Annotated in this window: 18 protein-coding genes; 12 read left to right on the top strand and 6 right to left on the bottom strand. The window is 74.5% G+C overall.

The window, feature by feature from the left end:
- The 3 genes from KIK08_RS30825 to KIK08_RS30835 all read left to right on the top strand — a co-directional run.
- On the top strand, positions 1-393 hold a 393-nt coding region (locus tag KIK08_RS30825), incomplete at its 5' end, for a TlpA family protein disulfide reductase (protein WP_214406826.1).
- A gap of 28 nt (positions 394-421) precedes the next feature.
- Complete coding sequence (locus tag KIK08_RS30830) at positions 422-1,216, top strand: NUDIX hydrolase (protein WP_214406827.1); 795 nt, start codon at positions 422-424, stop codon at positions 1,214-1,216.
- Positions 1,217-1,481: 265 nt separating this feature from the next.
- Positions 1,482-2,675 carry a MarP family serine protease gene (locus KIK08_RS30835; RefSeq protein ID WP_214406828.1) on the top strand — a complete coding sequence of 398 codons (1,194 nt, stop codon included), beginning with the start codon at positions 1,482-1,484 and terminating at the stop codon, positions 2,673-2,675.
- A gap of 95 nt (positions 2,676-2,770) precedes the next feature.
- Here the strand turns inward: KIK08_RS30835 and KIK08_RS30840 are convergent, their stop codons facing one another.
- On the bottom strand, positions 2,771-4,051 hold the full coding sequence (locus KIK08_RS30840) for an adenylosuccinate synthase (RefSeq protein ID WP_214406829.1): 1,281 nt from the start codon (positions 4,049-4,051) through the stop codon (positions 2,771-2,773).
- An 85-nt stretch (positions 4,052-4,136) separates the two neighbouring features.
- Between KIK08_RS30840 and KIK08_RS30845 the strand changes: the two genes are divergently transcribed.
- Positions 4,137-4,820: a hypothetical protein gene (locus KIK08_RS30845; RefSeq protein ID WP_308258003.1), complete on the top strand. Its 684-nt coding sequence runs from the start codon at positions 4,137-4,139 to the stop codon at positions 4,818-4,820.
- 24 nt (positions 4,821-4,844) lie between these two features.
- On the opposite strand, the gene KIK08_RS30850 is transcribed toward KIK08_RS30845, so the two are convergent.
- Both KIK08_RS30850 and KIK08_RS30855 read right to left on the bottom strand, forming a co-directional pair.
- On the bottom strand, positions 4,845-5,507 hold the full coding sequence (locus KIK08_RS30850) for a lysophospholipid acyltransferase family protein (protein WP_214406830.1): 663 nt from the start codon (positions 5,505-5,507) through the stop codon (positions 4,845-4,847).
- Positions 5,508-5,616: 109 nt separating this feature from the next.
- On the bottom strand, positions 5,617-6,363 hold the full coding sequence (locus KIK08_RS30855; RefSeq protein WP_214406842.1) for a DinB family protein: 747 nt from the start codon (positions 6,361-6,363) through the stop codon (positions 5,617-5,619).
- Between the two features lie 68 nt (positions 6,364-6,431).
- On the opposite strand from KIK08_RS30855, the gene KIK08_RS40495 reads away from it, so the two are divergent.
- From KIK08_RS40495 to KIK08_RS30890, 7 genes are all read left to right on the top strand, one after another.
- Positions 6,432-6,836, top strand: a complete 405-nt coding sequence (locus KIK08_RS40495) for a GntR family transcriptional regulator (protein ID WP_214406831.1) — start codon at positions 6,432-6,434, stop codon at positions 6,834-6,836.
- A complete protein-coding gene (locus tag KIK08_RS30865) occupies positions 6,779-7,144 on the top strand; it encodes an FCD domain-containing protein (RefSeq protein ID WP_214406832.1) in 366 nt (121 codons plus the stop codon). Before KIK08_RS40495 ends, KIK08_RS30865 begins: the two co-directional genes overlap by 58 nt.
- Positions 7,141-7,872: an aspartate/glutamate racemase family protein gene (locus KIK08_RS30870; protein WP_214406833.1), complete on the top strand. Its 732-nt coding sequence runs from the start codon at positions 7,141-7,143 to the stop codon at positions 7,870-7,872. The genes KIK08_RS30865 and KIK08_RS30870 overlap by 4 nt, the downstream gene beginning before the upstream one ends.
- 125 nt (positions 7,873-7,997) lie before the next feature.
- Complete coding sequence (locus KIK08_RS30875) at positions 7,998-9,470, top strand: NCS1 family nucleobase:cation symporter-1 (RefSeq protein WP_214406834.1); 1,473 nt, start codon at positions 7,998-8,000, stop codon at positions 9,468-9,470.
- 133 nt (positions 9,471-9,603) lie between these two features.
- Positions 9,604-10,200 carry an RDD family protein gene (locus KIK08_RS30880; protein ID WP_214406835.1) on the top strand — a complete coding sequence of 199 codons (597 nt, stop codon included), beginning with the start codon at positions 9,604-9,606 and terminating at the stop codon, positions 10,198-10,200.
- A gap of 124 nt (positions 10,201-10,324) precedes the next feature.
- Complete coding sequence (locus tag KIK08_RS30885; RefSeq protein WP_214406836.1) at positions 10,325-11,950, top strand: ABC-F family ATP-binding cassette domain-containing protein; 1,626 nt, start codon at positions 10,325-10,327, stop codon at positions 11,948-11,950.
- A 16-nt stretch (positions 11,951-11,966) separates the two neighbouring features.
- Positions 11,967-13,130: a macrolide family glycosyltransferase gene (locus KIK08_RS30890; protein WP_214406837.1), complete on the top strand. Its 1,164-nt coding sequence runs from the start codon at positions 11,967-11,969 to the stop codon at positions 13,128-13,130.
- Here KIK08_RS30890 and uraH read toward each other — a convergent pair.
- Together uraH and uraD are read right to left on the bottom strand one after the other, a co-directional pair.
- Positions 13,115-13,438 (bottom strand): hydroxyisourate hydrolase, encoded by a 324-nt coding sequence (gene uraH, locus KIK08_RS30895; protein WP_214406838.1) that lies wholly within the window; start codon positions 13,436-13,438, stop codon positions 13,115-13,117. The genes KIK08_RS30890 and uraH overlap by 16 nt on opposite strands.
- Complete coding sequence (gene uraD, locus KIK08_RS30900) at positions 13,435-13,914, bottom strand: 2-oxo-4-hydroxy-4-carboxy-5-ureidoimidazoline decarboxylase (RefSeq protein WP_250558163.1); 480 nt, start codon at positions 13,912-13,914, stop codon at positions 13,435-13,437. Before uraD ends, uraH begins: the two co-directional genes overlap by 4 nt.
- Positions 13,915-14,030: 116 nt before the next feature.
- Between uraD and pucL the strand changes: the two genes are divergently transcribed.
- On the top strand, positions 14,031-14,927 hold the full coding sequence (gene pucL, locus KIK08_RS30905; RefSeq protein ID WP_214406840.1) for a factor-independent urate hydroxylase: 897 nt from the start codon (positions 14,031-14,033) through the stop codon (positions 14,925-14,927).
- Between the two features lie 25 nt (positions 14,928-14,952).
- Here pucL and KIK08_RS30910 read toward each other — a convergent pair.
- The coding region (locus tag KIK08_RS30910; RefSeq protein WP_308258004.1) for an FUSC family protein at positions 14,953-16,060 on the bottom strand (1,108 nt) is incomplete at its 5' end.

Genomic DNA, 16,060 nt, shown 5'->3' on the forward strand with positions numbered 1-16,060 from the left:
GTGCCCTGCCTGGGTGCGGCCGGCCAGGTCGACGTCGGCGCCGGGCTGGCCGGACGGCCCGCGCTGGTCAACGTGTGGGCCAGCTGGTGCGCGCCGTGCCGGGCCGAGCTGCCCGCGCTCGCCGAGTACGCGGCCCGCCCCGGCGCCGTGCCGGTGCTCGGCATCGACGCCCGCGACGACCCGCGCGCCGCGCTCGCCCTGCTCGACGAGCTCGACGTGCACCTGCCCAGCGTGTCCGACCCCGACGGCGCCCTGCGCGACGCGCTCGACATCCCGCCCGCGCTGCCGATCTCCTACCTCGTCGGGTCCGACGGCGGCGTCACCCGCGTCGACCCGCCCACCCCGTTCGCGTCGGCCGACGAGGTCGCGGCCGCCGTGGCGGGTCTGCGATGACGGCACTGCGATGGATGACGGCACTGCGATGACGGCCGACGGAGCCGCGGCGGGCGACGATCCGGGCGCCGAGGCCGCCGCCTGGGAGCTCGCCGGCAGCCACCCCACCCACCTGCGCCCGCCCGGCCGGCCCGCCCCGCTGCACCCCGACCGGACCCCGCACTGGCTGCGCCCCGTGCTGGACGGCATCGGCGAGCTGACCGCCGAGCGGCTCATCGCCCACCGCATCCCGGCCCCGCCCACGGCCCGCCGGGCCGCGGTGCTCATCGCCTTCGGCGAGGACGAGCGCCACGGGCCCGACGTGCTGCTCGTCGAGCGCGCCAGCACCCTGCGCAACCACGCCGGCCAGGTCGCGTTCCCCGGCGGCGCCCGCGACCCCGGCGACGCCGACCCGGTCGCCACCGCGCTGCGCGAGGCCGAGGAGGAGACCGGCCTCGCCCCCGACGGCGTCGTGCCGCTGGCGCTGCTGCCCCGGCTGCACCTGCCGCCGTCCGGGTTCCTGGTCACCCCGGTCGTCGCGCACTGGGCCCGCCCGGTCGCCGTGCGCGCCGTCGACCCCGCCGAGACGGCCGCGGTCGTGCGGGTGCCGGTGGCCGACCTCGTCGACCCGGCCAACCGGGTGCGGATCCGCTTCGCCGCCCGGCCCGCCGGCGACGCGTTCCTGGTCGCGGGCCTGCTCGTGTGGGGCTTCACCGGGGGCCTATTGTCCGCCCTGTTGGATCTGGGGGGATGGGCCCGACCCTGGGACGAGTCCCGGGTGCTCGACCTGGAGGACGCCTGGTCCGCGGCGCGGTCCGGCCGGCAGGAGGACACCGAACGATGAGCGCGGAGGGCCCGGGGGCCCCCACCCCGAGACCGTCCGGCCTCCGGGGCGCCCGGTGCTGACGCGTTCGCGCCAGATCGGCGCGCGGCGTGAACCGCGCCCGCACGGGGCCGTGTGATGGACGAGCGGGCGAACGGATCTCCAGCGCTGGGCTCGGGTGACGTGCCGACCGGGCGCAGCGGAGGAGAACGATGAGCGAGCCTGCGAGCGAATCATCCACGCAGTGCCCGCGCGAAGCGCCGGCCGAGCTCTGCGAGGCCGCGCGATGAGCTGGGTCGACGTGATCGTGATCGGCCTGGCGCTGATCGCGGGCGTGTCCGGGTGGCGGCACGGCATGGCCGTCGCGCTGCTGTCGTTCGTCGGCGTACTCGGCGGCGCCATCCTCGGCGTGCGGCTGGCCCCGCTGCTCGCCGCGGGCGTCGAGAACCCGAGCACCCGCATCGTGCTCAGCGTCGCGATCGTGGTGCTGCTGGTCGCCCTCGGCGAGACCACCGGCGTCTACTTCGGGCGCCGCATCCGCGACCGCATCCGCGGCGACCGCAGCCTGCAGATCGACTCCACCCTCGGCTCCGTGCTGCAGGCCGTCACCGTCGTCGTCGCCGCATGGCTGGTCGCCCTGCCGCTGGCCTCGGCCAGCTTCCCGGCCCTGGCCGCCGGCGTGCGCGGCTCCGAGGTGCTCTCCGCGGTCGACTCGGTGATGCCGTCCGCGGCCAAGCAGCTGCCCGGCGAGCTGCGCTCCCTGCTGAACAGCTCCGGCTTCCCCGACGTCACCAGCCCCTTCGCGGAGACCCCGATCACCGAGGTCGGCCCGCCGAACGCGGCGCTGGCCGAGAGCACCGTCGTCGCCAACGTCGCCGACAGCGTCCTGAAGATCCGCGGCCGGGCCCCGTCGTGCTCGCGCCAGCTGGAGGGCAGCGGATTCGTCATCGGCCCGGAGCTGGTGATGACCAACGCCCACGTCGTCGCCGGCACCGAGGAGACCGGCGTCGAGATCACCCGCCGCGGCAAGATCGTCGAGCTGGAGGCCGAGGTCGTCCTGTACGACCCCAAGGTCGACGTCGCCGTCCTGCGCGTCCCCGACCTGGCCGCGGAGCCCCTGGAGTTCGACACCACCCCGGCCACCGCCGGCCAGGACTCGATCGTCGTCGGCTACCCGCTCGACGGCCCCTTCACCGCCACCGCCGGCAAGATCCGCCAGCAGATCAACCTGCGCGGCCCCGACATCTACGAGACCGGCGAGGTCACCCGCGACGTCTACACGATCCGCGCGGTCGTCCGCTCCGGGAACTCGGGCGGCCCGATGATCGACCCGCAGGGCCGGGTGACCGGCGTCGTGTTCGGCGCCGCACTCGACGACCAGGAGACCGGCTTCGTGCTCACGGTCGCCCAGGTGGCCCCCGCGGTGCAGGCGGCCCCGAACCTGACCCGCGAGGTCGACACCGGCTCCTGCGCGAGCTGACCCCCGGCCACGCGGACGAAAGCGGCTGTCGTCCAACCTGATTGGACGACAGCCGCTTCGTACGGCAGGGGTGAGGGTGCGCGGACGAGGGGCGGTCAGACCTCGCGGGTGATCGTCTGGTCCCGGCCCGGGCCGACGCCGATGGCGCTGACCGGCGCCTTCACCAGCTCCTCGATCCGGTGCACGTAGTCGCGCGCCGCCACGGGCAGCTCGTCGAAGTCGCGGTACGGGGAGAGGTCCTCGAACCAGCCGGGCATCTCCTCGTAGACCGGGACGGCGTGGTGGACGTCGGTCTGGGTCATCGGCATCTCGTCGACGCGCTTCCCGTCGACCTCGTAGCCCACGCAGATCGGCACGCGCTCCAGCCCGGACAGGACGTCGAGCTTGGTGAGGAAGAAGTCGGTGATGCCGTTGACCCGGGTCGCGTAGCGGCCGATCACGGCGTCGAACCAGCCGCAGCGGCGGGGGCGGCCGGTGGTGACGCCGACCTCGCCGCCCGCCTTGCGGAGGTGCTCGCCCATGGCGTCGAGGAGCTCGGTGGGGAACGGGCCCGAGCCCACGCGGGTCGTGTAGGCCTTCAGGATCCCGATCACCCGGGTGATCTTGTTCGGGCCGATGCCGGAGCCGACGGCCGCGCCGCCCGCGGTGGGGTTCGAGCTGGTCACGAAGGGGTAGGTGCCGTGATCGACGTCCAGCAGGGTGCCCTGCGAGCCCTCCAGCAGGACCGACTCGCCCGCCTCCAGTGCCTGGTTGAGCAGCAGCCGGGTGTCGGCGATGCGGTCGACGAAGCGGCGGCCGCGGGCGAGGACGGTGTCGACGACCTCGTCCACGTCGAGCGCGCGGCGGTTGTAGACCTTGACCAGGATCTGGTTCTTCAGCTCGAGGGCGGCCTCGACCTTCTGGTGCAGGATCTTCTCGTCCAGCACGTCGGCGACCCGCACGCCCACCCGGGACACCTTGTCCTGGTAGGCCGGGCCGATGCCGCGACCGGTCGTGCCGATCTTGGCCTTGCCCAGGAACCGCTCCGTGACCTTATCGATCGCCACGTGGTACGGCATGATCAGGTGCGCGTCGGCCGAGATCATCAGGCTGGTGGTGTCGACGCCGCGGGCCTCCAGACCCGACAGCTCGTCCAGCAGCACCCCCGGGTCGACGACCACGCCGTTGCCGATGACGTTGCGCACACCCGGCGTGAGGATGCCCGACGGGATGAGGTGCAGGGCGAAGTCCTGGCCGTCGGGCAGCACCACGGTGTGACCCGCGTTGTTGCCGCCCTGGTAGCGGACGACCCACTGCACCTGGCTGCCCAGGATGTCGGTGGCCTTCCCCTTGCCCTCGTCGCCCCACTGGGCCCCGATAAGCACGATCGCCGGCATGTGACACTCCAGTCCTACTCGCTCGCCCTGCATGCGGGCACGGCGCAGCGACCCCCACGACCGCGGCGGGAGGGTAGCCGATCCGGTGTCCCAGTTGGTGCTGCTGGCCTGCCCCGGCGGCGGGCTCGCCGACCACAACGGTAGCCCCCGGCCGATCGTCCGGCTGCCGGCGCGCCCCGGTCGCGACGACGTCGACCCGGTGCTCGCCGAGCACGAACCCCGCCGGGTGGCGGTCGCCGGAACCGACGCCGACCTCGCGGCCGTGCTGCTGCGGCTGCTGCGCACCGAGCGCCTCGACGTCGAGGTCGCCTACCTGCCGACCGCCGCGTCGCCCGCCACGCGGGCCTGGGGCCTGCCGACCGGGCGGGCCGCCGTCGACCTCGCCGGCTCCGGCACCGCCCGCCCGGTGCCGCTGGTCCGCGACGACGGCGGGGGCGTGCTGGTGGGCCGCGGCGAGGTGCGCGACCTCACCGGGGAGTGCTACTGCGACGAGGTGCTGGTGCTGCGCGGGTCGGCCCGGCGGCTGGTCGTCGTGCCCGGCCCCGACGGGATCGCCGTGCGCGCGGGGTGGGGCGGTCGCGCGCCGGACGGGCGGGTCCGGCCGGTGCCGCCGAAGGCCCGCACCGGGCGCGGCTCCTCGCGCGGACGGGCGGTGCAGGTCGGCGGCCGACCCTTCACCGTGACCGCCGACGGCGTCGAGCACCCGCGACCGCTGCCCCGGCGCACCTGGTACCGGCACACCGACGACTGGCTCCTCGTGCGCCCCTGACGGTTCCGGGGCGGAGCGGGCGGGTCAGGCGGCGGGGCGCTGGTGGTAGCGGTCGACGTACTCCTGCTGGGAGAGCACCGCGATGGCGTCCATGATCTCGTCGGTGACCGCCCGCCGGATCATCGACGAGCCGGCCAGCCCGTCGTAGCGGGAGAAGTCGAGCGGGGCGCCGTAGCGCACGGTGACCCGGCGGATCCGCGGGAACCGCTTCCCGACCGGCTGCACCCGCTCGGTGCCGACCAGCGCCGCCGGGACGACCACGGCGCCGGTGTCCAGGGCGAGCGTGGCGACGCCGGTGTGCCCGCGGTGCAGCCGCCCGTCCAGGGAGCGGGTGCCCTCCGGGTAGATGGCGAACGCGCCGTCGGCCTCCAGGACCTCCCGGGCGGCGGCCAGCGCGGCCAGCCCCGCCTTGGCGTTGGCCCGGTCGACCGGGACGTAGCCGAGCGCGGACAGGAACGACGCCAGCGCGCGCCCCTTGAGCCCGCGGCCGGTGAAGTACTCCGCCTTGCCCAGGAACGAGACCGGGCGGCGGGCGGTGAGCGCGATGACCGCGGTGTCCACGGCGGCGCGGTGGTTCGCCGCGATGATCACCGGGCCGTGCCGGGGGACGTTCTCCGCGCCCTGCACGATCGGCCGGTACAGGAGTCGAGCCAACGGGGCCAGCAACCAGCGGACCAGCAGATGCACGGACGGGGAACGCCGGATCGGTCAAGCCGGTTCCCGCCCACCCCCCGCTCCACCCGAACGGCCCTCACCTGCCCGTCCGGCCCTGCGCGAATCCGCCGCCGAGCTGGCCCTACCGGGTGAGCGATGATCCACCCGGGGCGAGGCGGTCGAGGTCGCGCACGGCGAAGCGGTGGTGCTCCCACTCCTCGGAGAGCACGATGCGCAGGCAGGACAGGGCCGTCCGGGCGGCGGGTGGCGGGTAGCCGGGCACCGGGCCGGGCTCCCGGACCCTGTCGAGCTCGGCCTGGTCGGCGGAGTCGAGGAACGCCCGGACCCGGGCGAACCGGTCGGCCCGCAGCGCCACCACCTCGTCGAAGGAGGGCGCGGCGGTCGGGTCGATCCCCAGGTCGGGGGCGTTGTCCATGAAGTCGGCGACCAGCCCCGCCGGGTGGTAGGGCCGGGCCTCGCCGAGGACGGCGTGCCGGATCCAGGCGTCGGTCACGAACACCAGGTGGCGCAGGGTCTGCACGAACGACCACTCGTCCTCGACCGAGCGGTGGCGCTCGGCGTCGGGCAGGGCGCGGGCGCGCTCGACCGTCGGCGCCCAGAACCCCTCGACGACCGCCCAGGCCTCCCGCGCGCCCTCGACCGTCGTCGGCCGCAGCGCGCGGCGCTCGGGGTGGCGGCGGTCGAGCTCGGCCTCGACCAGCGGCGCCACGTCGACCCCGTTGACGCGCAGGCCGTCGATCAGGCCGTCGATGTCGGCGCCGTCGAGCAGCACGCCCCGCATCCGCACCCCGCTCAGCACGACGTCGCGGAACTCGGCGCCGGTCATGTCGCGGCCGGTGAAGCGGGCGCCGCGCAACTCGTCGTCCATGGGGGCACACGCTAGAGGGCCGCACCGACGTCTTCCGGCGGCAACATCCCGGACGTACCGTCGGGTCCGTGCACCCGCCCTACCGCCGGACGCCGGCCGTCGCGGAGGAGGCGCTGCCGTTCGTCGCCGCGCTGGCCTGCACGGAGCGCAGCGGCGCGGCGGTGCTGGCCGAGATGACCCGGGTGATCCTGGCCGGCGACGCGCCGCCGGGGATGCGCATCCCGCAGGAAGAGGTCGCCGCCGTGCTCGGCGTGAGCATCGTGCCGGTCCGCGAGGCGCTCAAGACGCTGGTCGGGCAGGGCCTGGTGGAGCACGAGCTGCGCGGCGGCTACACCGTCGCCCGGCTGACCGACCCCGAGCTGCAGGAGCTCTACCTGGTCCGCGGGGTGCGGAACGGGCCGCGCTGGAGCACGCGGTGGTCCGGGCACAGCCGGTCGACGTCGACCGCGCCCGGCGCTCGCACGACGCCCTGACCGCGGCCATGGCCGACGGCGACGACCGCGCCTACCACCGCGAGAGCCGCCGGTTCCACCTGTCGCTGGTGGCGCCCTCGGGCATGGCCCGACTGCAGGCCATGCTGGAGTCGGCGTGGAACCTCACCGAGCCCTACCGGCCCATGTCGCGGCTGCCGCTCTCGGAGTGGGAGACGCTGCACGCCGAGCACGACGGGATGCTGCGCGCGTTCGTCGCGGGCGACGCCGCCGACCTGGTGGCCCGCGCCGAGCGCCACCACGCGCACCTGCAACGGGCCGTGGTCGGTGTGGCGGAGGCGGGCGGATGACGCGGATCATGGTGGTCAACCCCAACACGACCGGGGCGATGACCGAGGTCATCGGGCGGTGCGCGCAGGCAGCGGTCGGGCGGGGGACGGTGGTCGAGGCCGTCACGCCCTCGATGGGGCCGGCGTCGATCGAGAGCCACTACGACGAGGCGCTCGCCGTGCCCGGGCTGCTGGCCGAGATCGCCCGCGGGGAGGTCGAGGGGGCGCAGGGCTACGTGATCGCCTGCTTCGGCGACCCCGGGCTCGACGCCGCCCGCGAGCTGGCCACCGGGCCGGTCGTCGGGATCGCCGAGGCCGCCATGCGCACCGCGACCTACCTGGGCCGCGGCTTCTCGGTGGTCACGACGCTCGGGCGCACCGCGGGGCGCGCCCGCGACCTCGCCGAGCACTACGGCGTGGGCCGGGCCTGCCTGGCCGTGCGGGCCTGCGAGATCCCCGTGCTGGAACTGGAGTCGCCGGACGCGACCGCGGCGATCACCGAGGAGTGCCGGCGGGCGGTCGTCGAGGACGGCGCGGACGCCGTGGTGCTCGGCTGCGCCGGGATGGCCGAGCTGTGCGCGAAGATCTCCGCCGAGATCGGGGTGCCCGTGGTGGACGGGGTGGCCGCCGCGGCGCGGACGGTGGAGTCGCTCGTGGCGCTCGGGCTCTCGACCGGGGCGCGGGGCGAGTTCGCCAGGCCGCCGGCGAAGCCCTACACCGGATTGCTGTCCGATTTCCAGATCCGCTGACCGATTATATGTTTCGGCCCGGTTCCCGGGCCGTACGGTCCTGTGAAATGTTGGTCCGACGTGCGGAGATCGGATCCGCGGCGACCTACCGTCCCCTGACGGGGAACGGGGAGCCGGAGGCACACATGACCGATTCGATCGAACACGTCGGCGAGCGCCCGGCCGCGGCCGGGCACGGGATCCAGAAACCCGGGTACGACCCGCGGCTGACCAACGAGGACCTGGCGCCGCTGGAGAAGCAGACCTGGACCTCCTACAACTTCTTCGCGTTCTGGATGTCCGACGTGCACAGCGTCGGCGGGTACGTCACCGCGGGCAGCCTGTTCGCGCTGGGCCTGGCCGCGTGGCAGGTGCTGATCGCGCTGCTGGTCGGCATCACGATCGTCTACTTCCTGTGCAACCTGGTGGCGCGCCCGAGCCAGGTGTCCGGCGTGCCCTACCCGGTCATTTCCCGGGTGTCGTTCGGCGTGCTCGGCGCGAACATCCCGGCGATCATCCGCGGGTTGATCGCGGTCGCCTGGTACGGCATCCAGACCTACCTGGCGTCGGCGTCGCTCGTCGTCGTGGCGTTGAAGCTGTGGCCCGGGCTGGTGTCGTGGGCCGATAACGACACGTCCGGTTTCGCCGGGTTGTCCCTGCTCGGCTGGATCGCGTTCCTGGTGATGTGGGTGGCGCAGGCGTTCGTGTTCTGGAACGGCATGGAGACCATCCGCAAGTTCATCGACTTCTGCGGTCCGGCGGTCTACGTCGTGATGTTCCTGCTGGCCGGCTACCTGGTGGTCGAGGCGGGCTGGTCGAACATCGACCTGAACCTGGCCGAGGTCTCCATCACCGGCTGGGCGGTGGTCCCGGTGATGCTCACCGCGATCGCGCTGGTCGTGTCCTACTTCTCCGGCCCGATGCTCAACTACGGCGACTTCGCCCGCTACGGCCGGTCGTTCGCCGCGGTGAAGAAGGGCAACTTCCTCGGCCTGCCGATCAACTTCCTGGCCTTCGCGCTGCTCGTGGTGATCACCGCGGCGGCCACCCTGCCCGTCTTCGGCGAACTGATCGACGACCCGGTGGAGACCGTCGCCCGCCTCGACAACACGTTCGCCGTGGTGCTCGGCGCGCTCACGTTCATGATCGCCACGATCGGCATCAACATCGTGGCGAACTTCGTCTCGCCGGCGTTCGACTTCTCCAACGTCAGCCCGCAGCGGATCAGCTGGCGGACCGGCGGGATGATCGCCGCGATCGGCTCGGTGCTGATCACGCCGTGGAACCTCTACTCCAGCCCGGAGGTCATCCACTACACGCTCGACACGCTCGGGGCGTTCATCGGCCCGCTCTACGGCGTGCTGATCGCCGACTACTACCTGGTCAAGAAGCAGCGGGTGGTCGTCGACGACCTCTACACGCTGCGGCCCGACGGCAGGTACCACTACTCGAAGGGCTACAACCCGGTCGCGATCGCGGCCACCGCGGCGGGTGCGGTGCTGGCCATGGCCGTCGTGTTCTTCGGGTCGTCGGACGCGGCGGCGTTCAGCTGGTTCATCGGCTGCGGCGTGGCGTTCGTCCTGCACTGGACCCTCTCCCGGCGCGGCGCCACCGCCTGATCCACCCCGTCGAGAACGAAGTTGTTGCTGTGTGGACCGGTCCAAAATCGCGACAACTTCGTTCTCGACGGTCGGCTAACGATGTCGATCGGACGGGCGACGAGATAGGGACGTCGAGCCGAAAGAGGAGCGCATGCCCTACCGCCCGGCCCCGTTCCCGCGCCGCCTCGCGGCCCGCCTGATCGACCTCGCGTTCTCGCTGGTGCTCACGTTCGCCCTGGTGATCCCGTTCTCCCTGGTGCTGGTCCTGGTCAGGCCCACGCTCGAGCCGTTGCTCGGGCGGCAGGGGCTGATCACCGTGTTCGTCGTGGTCTGCTACTTCCTCGCCTACGTCGGCATGGAGGTCTACCTGCTGGCCCGACGGGGCGGCCAGACCCTCGGCAAGGGGCTGATGGGCCTGCGCGTCGTGGTGGCCGCCGACGCCCGCCCACCGGCGGTGGCGCTGGGCGCGGCGACCGTGCGGATGCTGCTGATCTTCATGCCGTTCGTCCTGATGTCGGCCGCGGGCGCCGACCCCGACGTCGGGTGGCTCGACTCGCTCGCCGTGGTCGGGGCGCTGTCGCTGCTGGCCAGCCTGCTGCTGGCCGGATTCGGTGGGGCGCGCCGACGGGCGGTGCACGACCTGGCGGCCGGAACGCGGGTGGTCCGCGCGGACAAGCGCGGCGTCGACCTGCGGCAGGACCTGCGGATGATGGTCCCCGGCCGGGTCGACCTGGCCAAGCGGCTCTAACCCGGTTGCGCGACGGCGGCGGGCCGGGGCATGCTGATCACATCATGTTCAGCTGAGCGCGCCCCCCGCCCGCCGCCGCGGCACTGCCCCGGCGGGCAGCCGACCGAACTCTTCGGTGATACGCGTGCCCGCACCCCTGCAAGCCGTCGATCTGGTCAAGGTCTTCGGCGACCGGACCGTCCTCGACGGCGTCTCCCTCACCGCCGCCCCCGGCCGCCGCGTCGGGCTGATCGGCGAGAACGGCGCCGGCAAGTCGACGCTGCTGCGGCTGCTGGCCGGCACGGAGGCGCCCGACGCCGGCACCGTCAGCCGGCCGGCCGACCTCGGCTTCGGCGAGCAGGAGCTGCCCTATCCGGGCACGGCGACGCTCGGCGAGGTCATGGCCGACGCGGTGCGCGAGGCCCGGGCGGCCCTGCGCGACCTCGACGAGCTCGCCGACCGGCTCGCCGCCGACGCCGACGACCCGGAGCTGCTGCACCGCTACGGCGAGGTCCTCGACTGGTGCACCGAGCACGACGTCTGGGACGCCGAGCGGCGCGCCGAGGTCGTGCTCGACGGGCTCGGCCTGGCCGGGATCGGGCCCGACCGCCGGCTGGACGGGATGTCCGGCGGGCAGCGCGGCCGGCTCGGGCTGGCCGCGCTGCTGGTGCGCAGGCCGTCGGCGCTGCTGCTGGACGAGCCGACCAACCACCTCGACGACGCGGCCGCCGCGTTCCTGGAGGAGCAGCTGCGCGGGCTGCCGGGGGTGGTCGTGGTGGCCAGCCACGACCGCGCGTTCCTCGACGCCGTCTGCACCGACCTGGTCGACCTGGACCCGGCCGTCGGCGGGCCCACCCGCTACGGCGGCGGCTACACCGACTACCAGGTCGAGCGCCGCGCCGAGCGGGCCCGCTGGGAGCAGCGCTACCTCGACGAGCAGGAGGAGCTGTCGCGGCTGCGGCGCGCGGTCGACCACACCGCCCGGCAGGTGGCCCCGCACGACCGGCCGCCCCGCGACAACGACGGCTTCATCTACGCGTTCAAGGGCGCGCGGGTGCAGCAGGCCGTCTCCCGGCAGGTGCGCAACGCCCGCCGCCGGCTCGACGAGCTGGCCCGCGACCAGGTCCGGCGCCCGCCCGCACCGCTGCGCTTCCACGCCACCCTGGGCACCGGTGCCGCGCCCGGGACCGTCGTCGCGCTCCGCGGGGTCCACGTCCCCGGCCGGCTGCACCTCGACCACCTCGACCTCGGCGCCACCGACCGGCTGCTGGTCACCGGCGCCAACGGCACCGGCAAGTCCACGCTGCTGGCGGTGCTGGCCGGGGTGCTGGAGCCGGTCGAGGGCGACGTGCGGCGCCGCCGCGGGCTACGCGTCGGGCTGCTCGCCCAGGACACCTCCTTCGCCCGACCGGACCGCACCGCGCTGGCCGTCTACACCGAGCACCTGGGGGAGGAACGGGCCGCCGCCCGGCCGCTGGCCGAGCTGGGGCTGATCGCGCCCCGCGACCTGAACCGCGCGGTCGGCGAGCTGTCGGTCGGGCAGCGCCGCCGCCTCGACCTGGCCCTGCTGGTGGCCGACGCGCCGCAGCTGCTGCTGCTCGACGAGCCCACGAACCACCTGTCCCCGGCGCTGGCCGACGAGCTGGAGGACGCGCTGGCCGACGCCCCCGCCGCCGTCGTGGTGGCCAGCCACGACCGCTGGCTGCGCCGCCGGTGGTCCGGCCGCGAGCTCGAGCTCCGGGAAAGCCCACTGCGGGTGGGCGCCAGGTGATCTAGGGTCCGGACCGATGTCCCACGTGCTCATGGTCGGCGTCGGCGCGCACGGCCACACCAATCCGCACCTGCCGGTGGTCGCCGAGCTCGTCGAGCGCGGGCACCGGGTCAGCTACGCGATCCCGGCCCCGTTCGCCGAGGCCGTCGCGGCCACCGGCGCCGACCCCCTCGTCATCACCTCGACGCTGCCCGACGAGACCCGCGACGAGCAGTGGCCCACCGACCCGGTCACCGGGATGGGCCTGTTCCTCGACGACGCGGTGCTGGTCCTGCCGCAGTTGGAGGCCGCGCTCGCCGACGACCGGCCCGACGTCGTCCTCTACGACATCGGCGGCTACGCCGGCCGCGCGCTGGCCCACCGCTGGGGCGTCCCGCTGGTCCAGCTCTCGCCGTCGATCGTGGCCTGGGAGGGCTACGAGGAGGACATGGCCGAGGCGCTGGCCTTCCTGCGCGAACCGGACGGCATCGCCTACGCGGAGCGGTTCGACGGCTGGCTGCGCGGCCTGGGCATCGACATGCCCTGGACGGAGTTCTCCGGGCGCCCGCCGCGTTGCGTGGTGCTCGTCCCGAAGGTCATGCAGCCCCACGCCGACCGGGTGGACGAGAGCGTCTACACGTTCGTCGGGCCGGGGCTGGACCGCCGCCGCGAGGCGGCGTGGCCGGAGCCCGACCGGCCGCTGCTGCTGGTGTCGCTGGGCTCGGCCTACACCGATCGGGTCGACTTCTACCGCGACTGCGTGGCCGCGTTCGGCGACCTCGACCGGCGGGTCGTGATCGCCATCGGCCGCCACGTCGACCCGGTCGCGGTCGGCCCGGTCCCGCCGAACGTCGAGCTGCACCCGTGGGTGCCCCAGTTCGCGGTGCTCGCCCGGGCGTCGGCGTTCGTCACCCACGCCGGGATGGGCGGCTGCAGCGAGGGCCTCTACCAGGGGGTGCCGATGGTGGCCGTGCCGCAGGCCGTCGACCAGCCCGGCAACGCGGCGATGCTGGAGGCGCTCGGCGTCGGGGTCACCGTGCCCCCGGAGTCGGTGACGCCCGCGGTGCTGCGCGACGCCGTACTGTCCCTGATCGGCTCGCCCGAGGTGGCGGCGCGGTCCGCCGCCCTGCGCGACGAGCTGCGCGCGGCCGGCGGGGCCCGCGCCGCGGCCGACGTGGTCGAGGCTCAGCTGCCCCGGTAGGTCGTGTAGGAGTACGGCGAGAGCAGCAGCGGGACGTGCACGTGCCGGCGGCCGTCGCGCACCTCGAAGGCGACGGTGACCTCGGGGTGGAAGCCGCTCTGGCCGGTCGCGGCGAAGTACGCCGCGGTGTCGAAGGTCAACCGGTGCACCCCCGGCCCCGGTGGGCTGGTGAGCAGGTCGGCGATGCGCCCGTCGGCGTCGGTGACGCCGTCGTGGTCCGCGCCGTCGGGGGTGGTCAGCCGCACCGGGACGCCCTCGGCGGGGTGGCCGAGCGCGGCGTCCAGGACGTGGGTGCTGATCCCGGTCATGCGTCCTCCAGCATCCGGCCCAGCCGGATCCGATTGATCTTCGCGAGCTCGGCGCGCAGCACCGCCCGCTCGGTCGCCGGGTCGTTGCCCAGCCGGGAGCGCAGCACGGCCAGCAGCTCCTCGGCCGGGCGGCCGTCGGCGCAGACCAGGTAGACGTGGCCGAACCGGGCCTCGTACTCCCGGTTGCCCTCGACCAGCGCGGCCTTCACCGCGTCCGGGGCGGCGGCCACGCCGGACTGCTCCCGCACCGAGGACGCGTGCCTCGAGCGCTCGCCGATGCGGGGGTGGCCGGCCAGCGCCAGATCGACCTCGGGCTCGGCCAGGTCGGCCAGCGCGGCGGCGGCCCCCGCGAGCAGGGCGTCGGGGGAGCCGTACGGGCGGGCCGCGGCGACGCGCCGGGCCCACTCCGGGGACGCGCAGCAGGCCAGCAGCGCGGCCTCGGCGTCGGCTGGGGGCAACTGGTCGAACTCGGCCATCCGCATCCACCGGATACTCCCACGACGACCCGGTGAACAATCGCGGGTCCGCGCGGCGGACCCGGCCGCCGGCGACCTACCGTTCCGGCAGGACCACGATCACGACGGAGGCGGCGGTGGGCATCTCGCTGGGCTACAACCAGTACGGCAAGGCCGAGTGCCGGCTGGTGCACGTCGACCGGTCCACCCCGGTGCACCGGATCACCGATGTCACCGTGACCAGCCAGCTCATCGGCGACTTCGCCGACACCTTCCGCACCGGCGACAACGCCAAGGTCATCGCCACCGACACGCAGAAGAACACGGTCTACGCGCTGGCCCGCCAGCACGGGGTCGGCGCGCCGGAGGAGTTCGCGCTGCGCCTGGCCCGCTACTTCGTCGACGGCTTCGAGCAGGTCAGCGGCGCGCGCCAGGAGGTGCTGCGGCACTCGTGGGGGCGCATCCACACCACCGGCGCCGGGCCGCACGACCACGCCTTCGTGCGCGACACCGGGGAGACCCGCACGACCGTCGTCACCAAGCACGGCGCCGACGAAGTGGTCATCTCCGGGCTCACCGACCTGGTGGTGCTCAAGAGCACCGGCAGCGAGTTCCACGGGTTCCCGGACGTGCCCTACACCTCGCTGGTCGAGACCGACGACCGGATCCTGGCCACCGCGGTGACCGCCCGCTGGCGCTACCTGGGCACCGACGTGGACTGGGACGCGACCTTCGCCTCGGTGCGCCAGGCGATGCTGGACCGGTTCGCCCTCACGCACAGCCTGTCGCTGCAGCAGACGCTGCACGCGATGGGCGAGGCCGTGCTGGAGGGCCACCCGGGAATCGCCGAGATCCGGTTCTCGATGCCCAACAGGCACCACTTCCTCGTCGACCTCTCGAAGTGGGGCCTCGACAACCCCAACGAGGTCTGGCACGCCGCCGACCGGCCCTACGGGCTGATCGAAGCCGCGATCGTGCGCGACGAGGCGCCGCCGGCACCGGGGGTCTGGGAGGGCGTCCCGGGCTTCGTCTGACCGCCGCCGACCCCGCGGGACGCGGTCAGTCCCGCGGGTTGTGCATGGCCCGTCGGGCCTCGGCCCGGGACAGGCCGGTCGCCTGCAACAGGTCCAGGACGATGGAGCGGACCTGGGCCAGCATCACCACCTCCGACGGCCCCGGCGACCACCGCCCGGCCAGCTCCTCGGCGTCGGTGAACACGTCCAGCACGGGCTCGCGGGCCCGGGACCGCTCGCCGTCGCGGCCCAGCTCCGCGGTCAGCGTGTCGACCGCACCGGCCAGCCGGTCGATCAGGTCGGCCAGCTCCGGCGCCGGCGGCTCGTCGTCGCCCAGCGCGGTGAACGCGCGCCGGGCCAGCACCCGGGCGTTGCGCATGGCGTAGTCGCTGCGCTCGGCCAGCTCGGTGTAGCGGCCGAGCACCCGTCGGCGTCGCCGGTACAGCGGCGACATCCGGGTGACCTCCTGGCTGCCGCGCAGCTCACCGCGCACCCCGTCGACGAGCGGCTGGCTGGCCCGGGCCTGGCGCAGCGCGGCCGCCGCCGCCTCCACGTCGCCGTCGCGCAGCGCGTCGGCGGTGGCCCGCAGCACGGCGGCCAGCTCGTCGAGCAGTGCACGGGCCTGACGGCGCACGGGCCCGACCGGGTCGGTGGGCAGCACGGCGACCACCAGCACCCCGATGGCGCCGCCGATGAGCGCGTCGATGCCGCGGTCGATGCCGGCCGTCCCGCCGGGGGGCAGCAGCGTGGCCACCAGCACCGCCGACGACCCGGCCTGGCCGACCAGCAGCGTCGCGCCGTCCGTGAGCACCGCCAGGCTCATCGCCAGCAGCACGACCAGCGTGATCTGCCAGGCGCCGCTGCCGATCCAGGCGATCAGCAGGTCGCCGACCAGCAGCCCGACGCTGACCCCGACCACCAGCTCGACGACGCGGCGCAGCCGGCTGCCCAGCGACACCCCGAGGCAGATCACCGCCGCGATCGGGGCGAAGAACGGGGCCTGGTGCCCGATCAGGTCGTGGGCGACGAGCCAGGCCAGCCCGGCGGCCACCGCGCACTGGGCGATCGGGATCGCCGAGCGCCCGAGGCGCCGCCACCGCTCGGCCACGTTGCCGCGCACCCGGGCCCGGCGGCTGCGCGGCCGCGGCGGCCGC

Origin of the sequence: Pseudonocardia lacus, assembly GCF_018531445.1 — a bacterium.
GTDB classification, from domain to species: Bacteria; Actinomycetota; Actinomycetes; order Mycobacteriales; family Pseudonocardiaceae; genus Pseudonocardia; species Pseudonocardia lacus.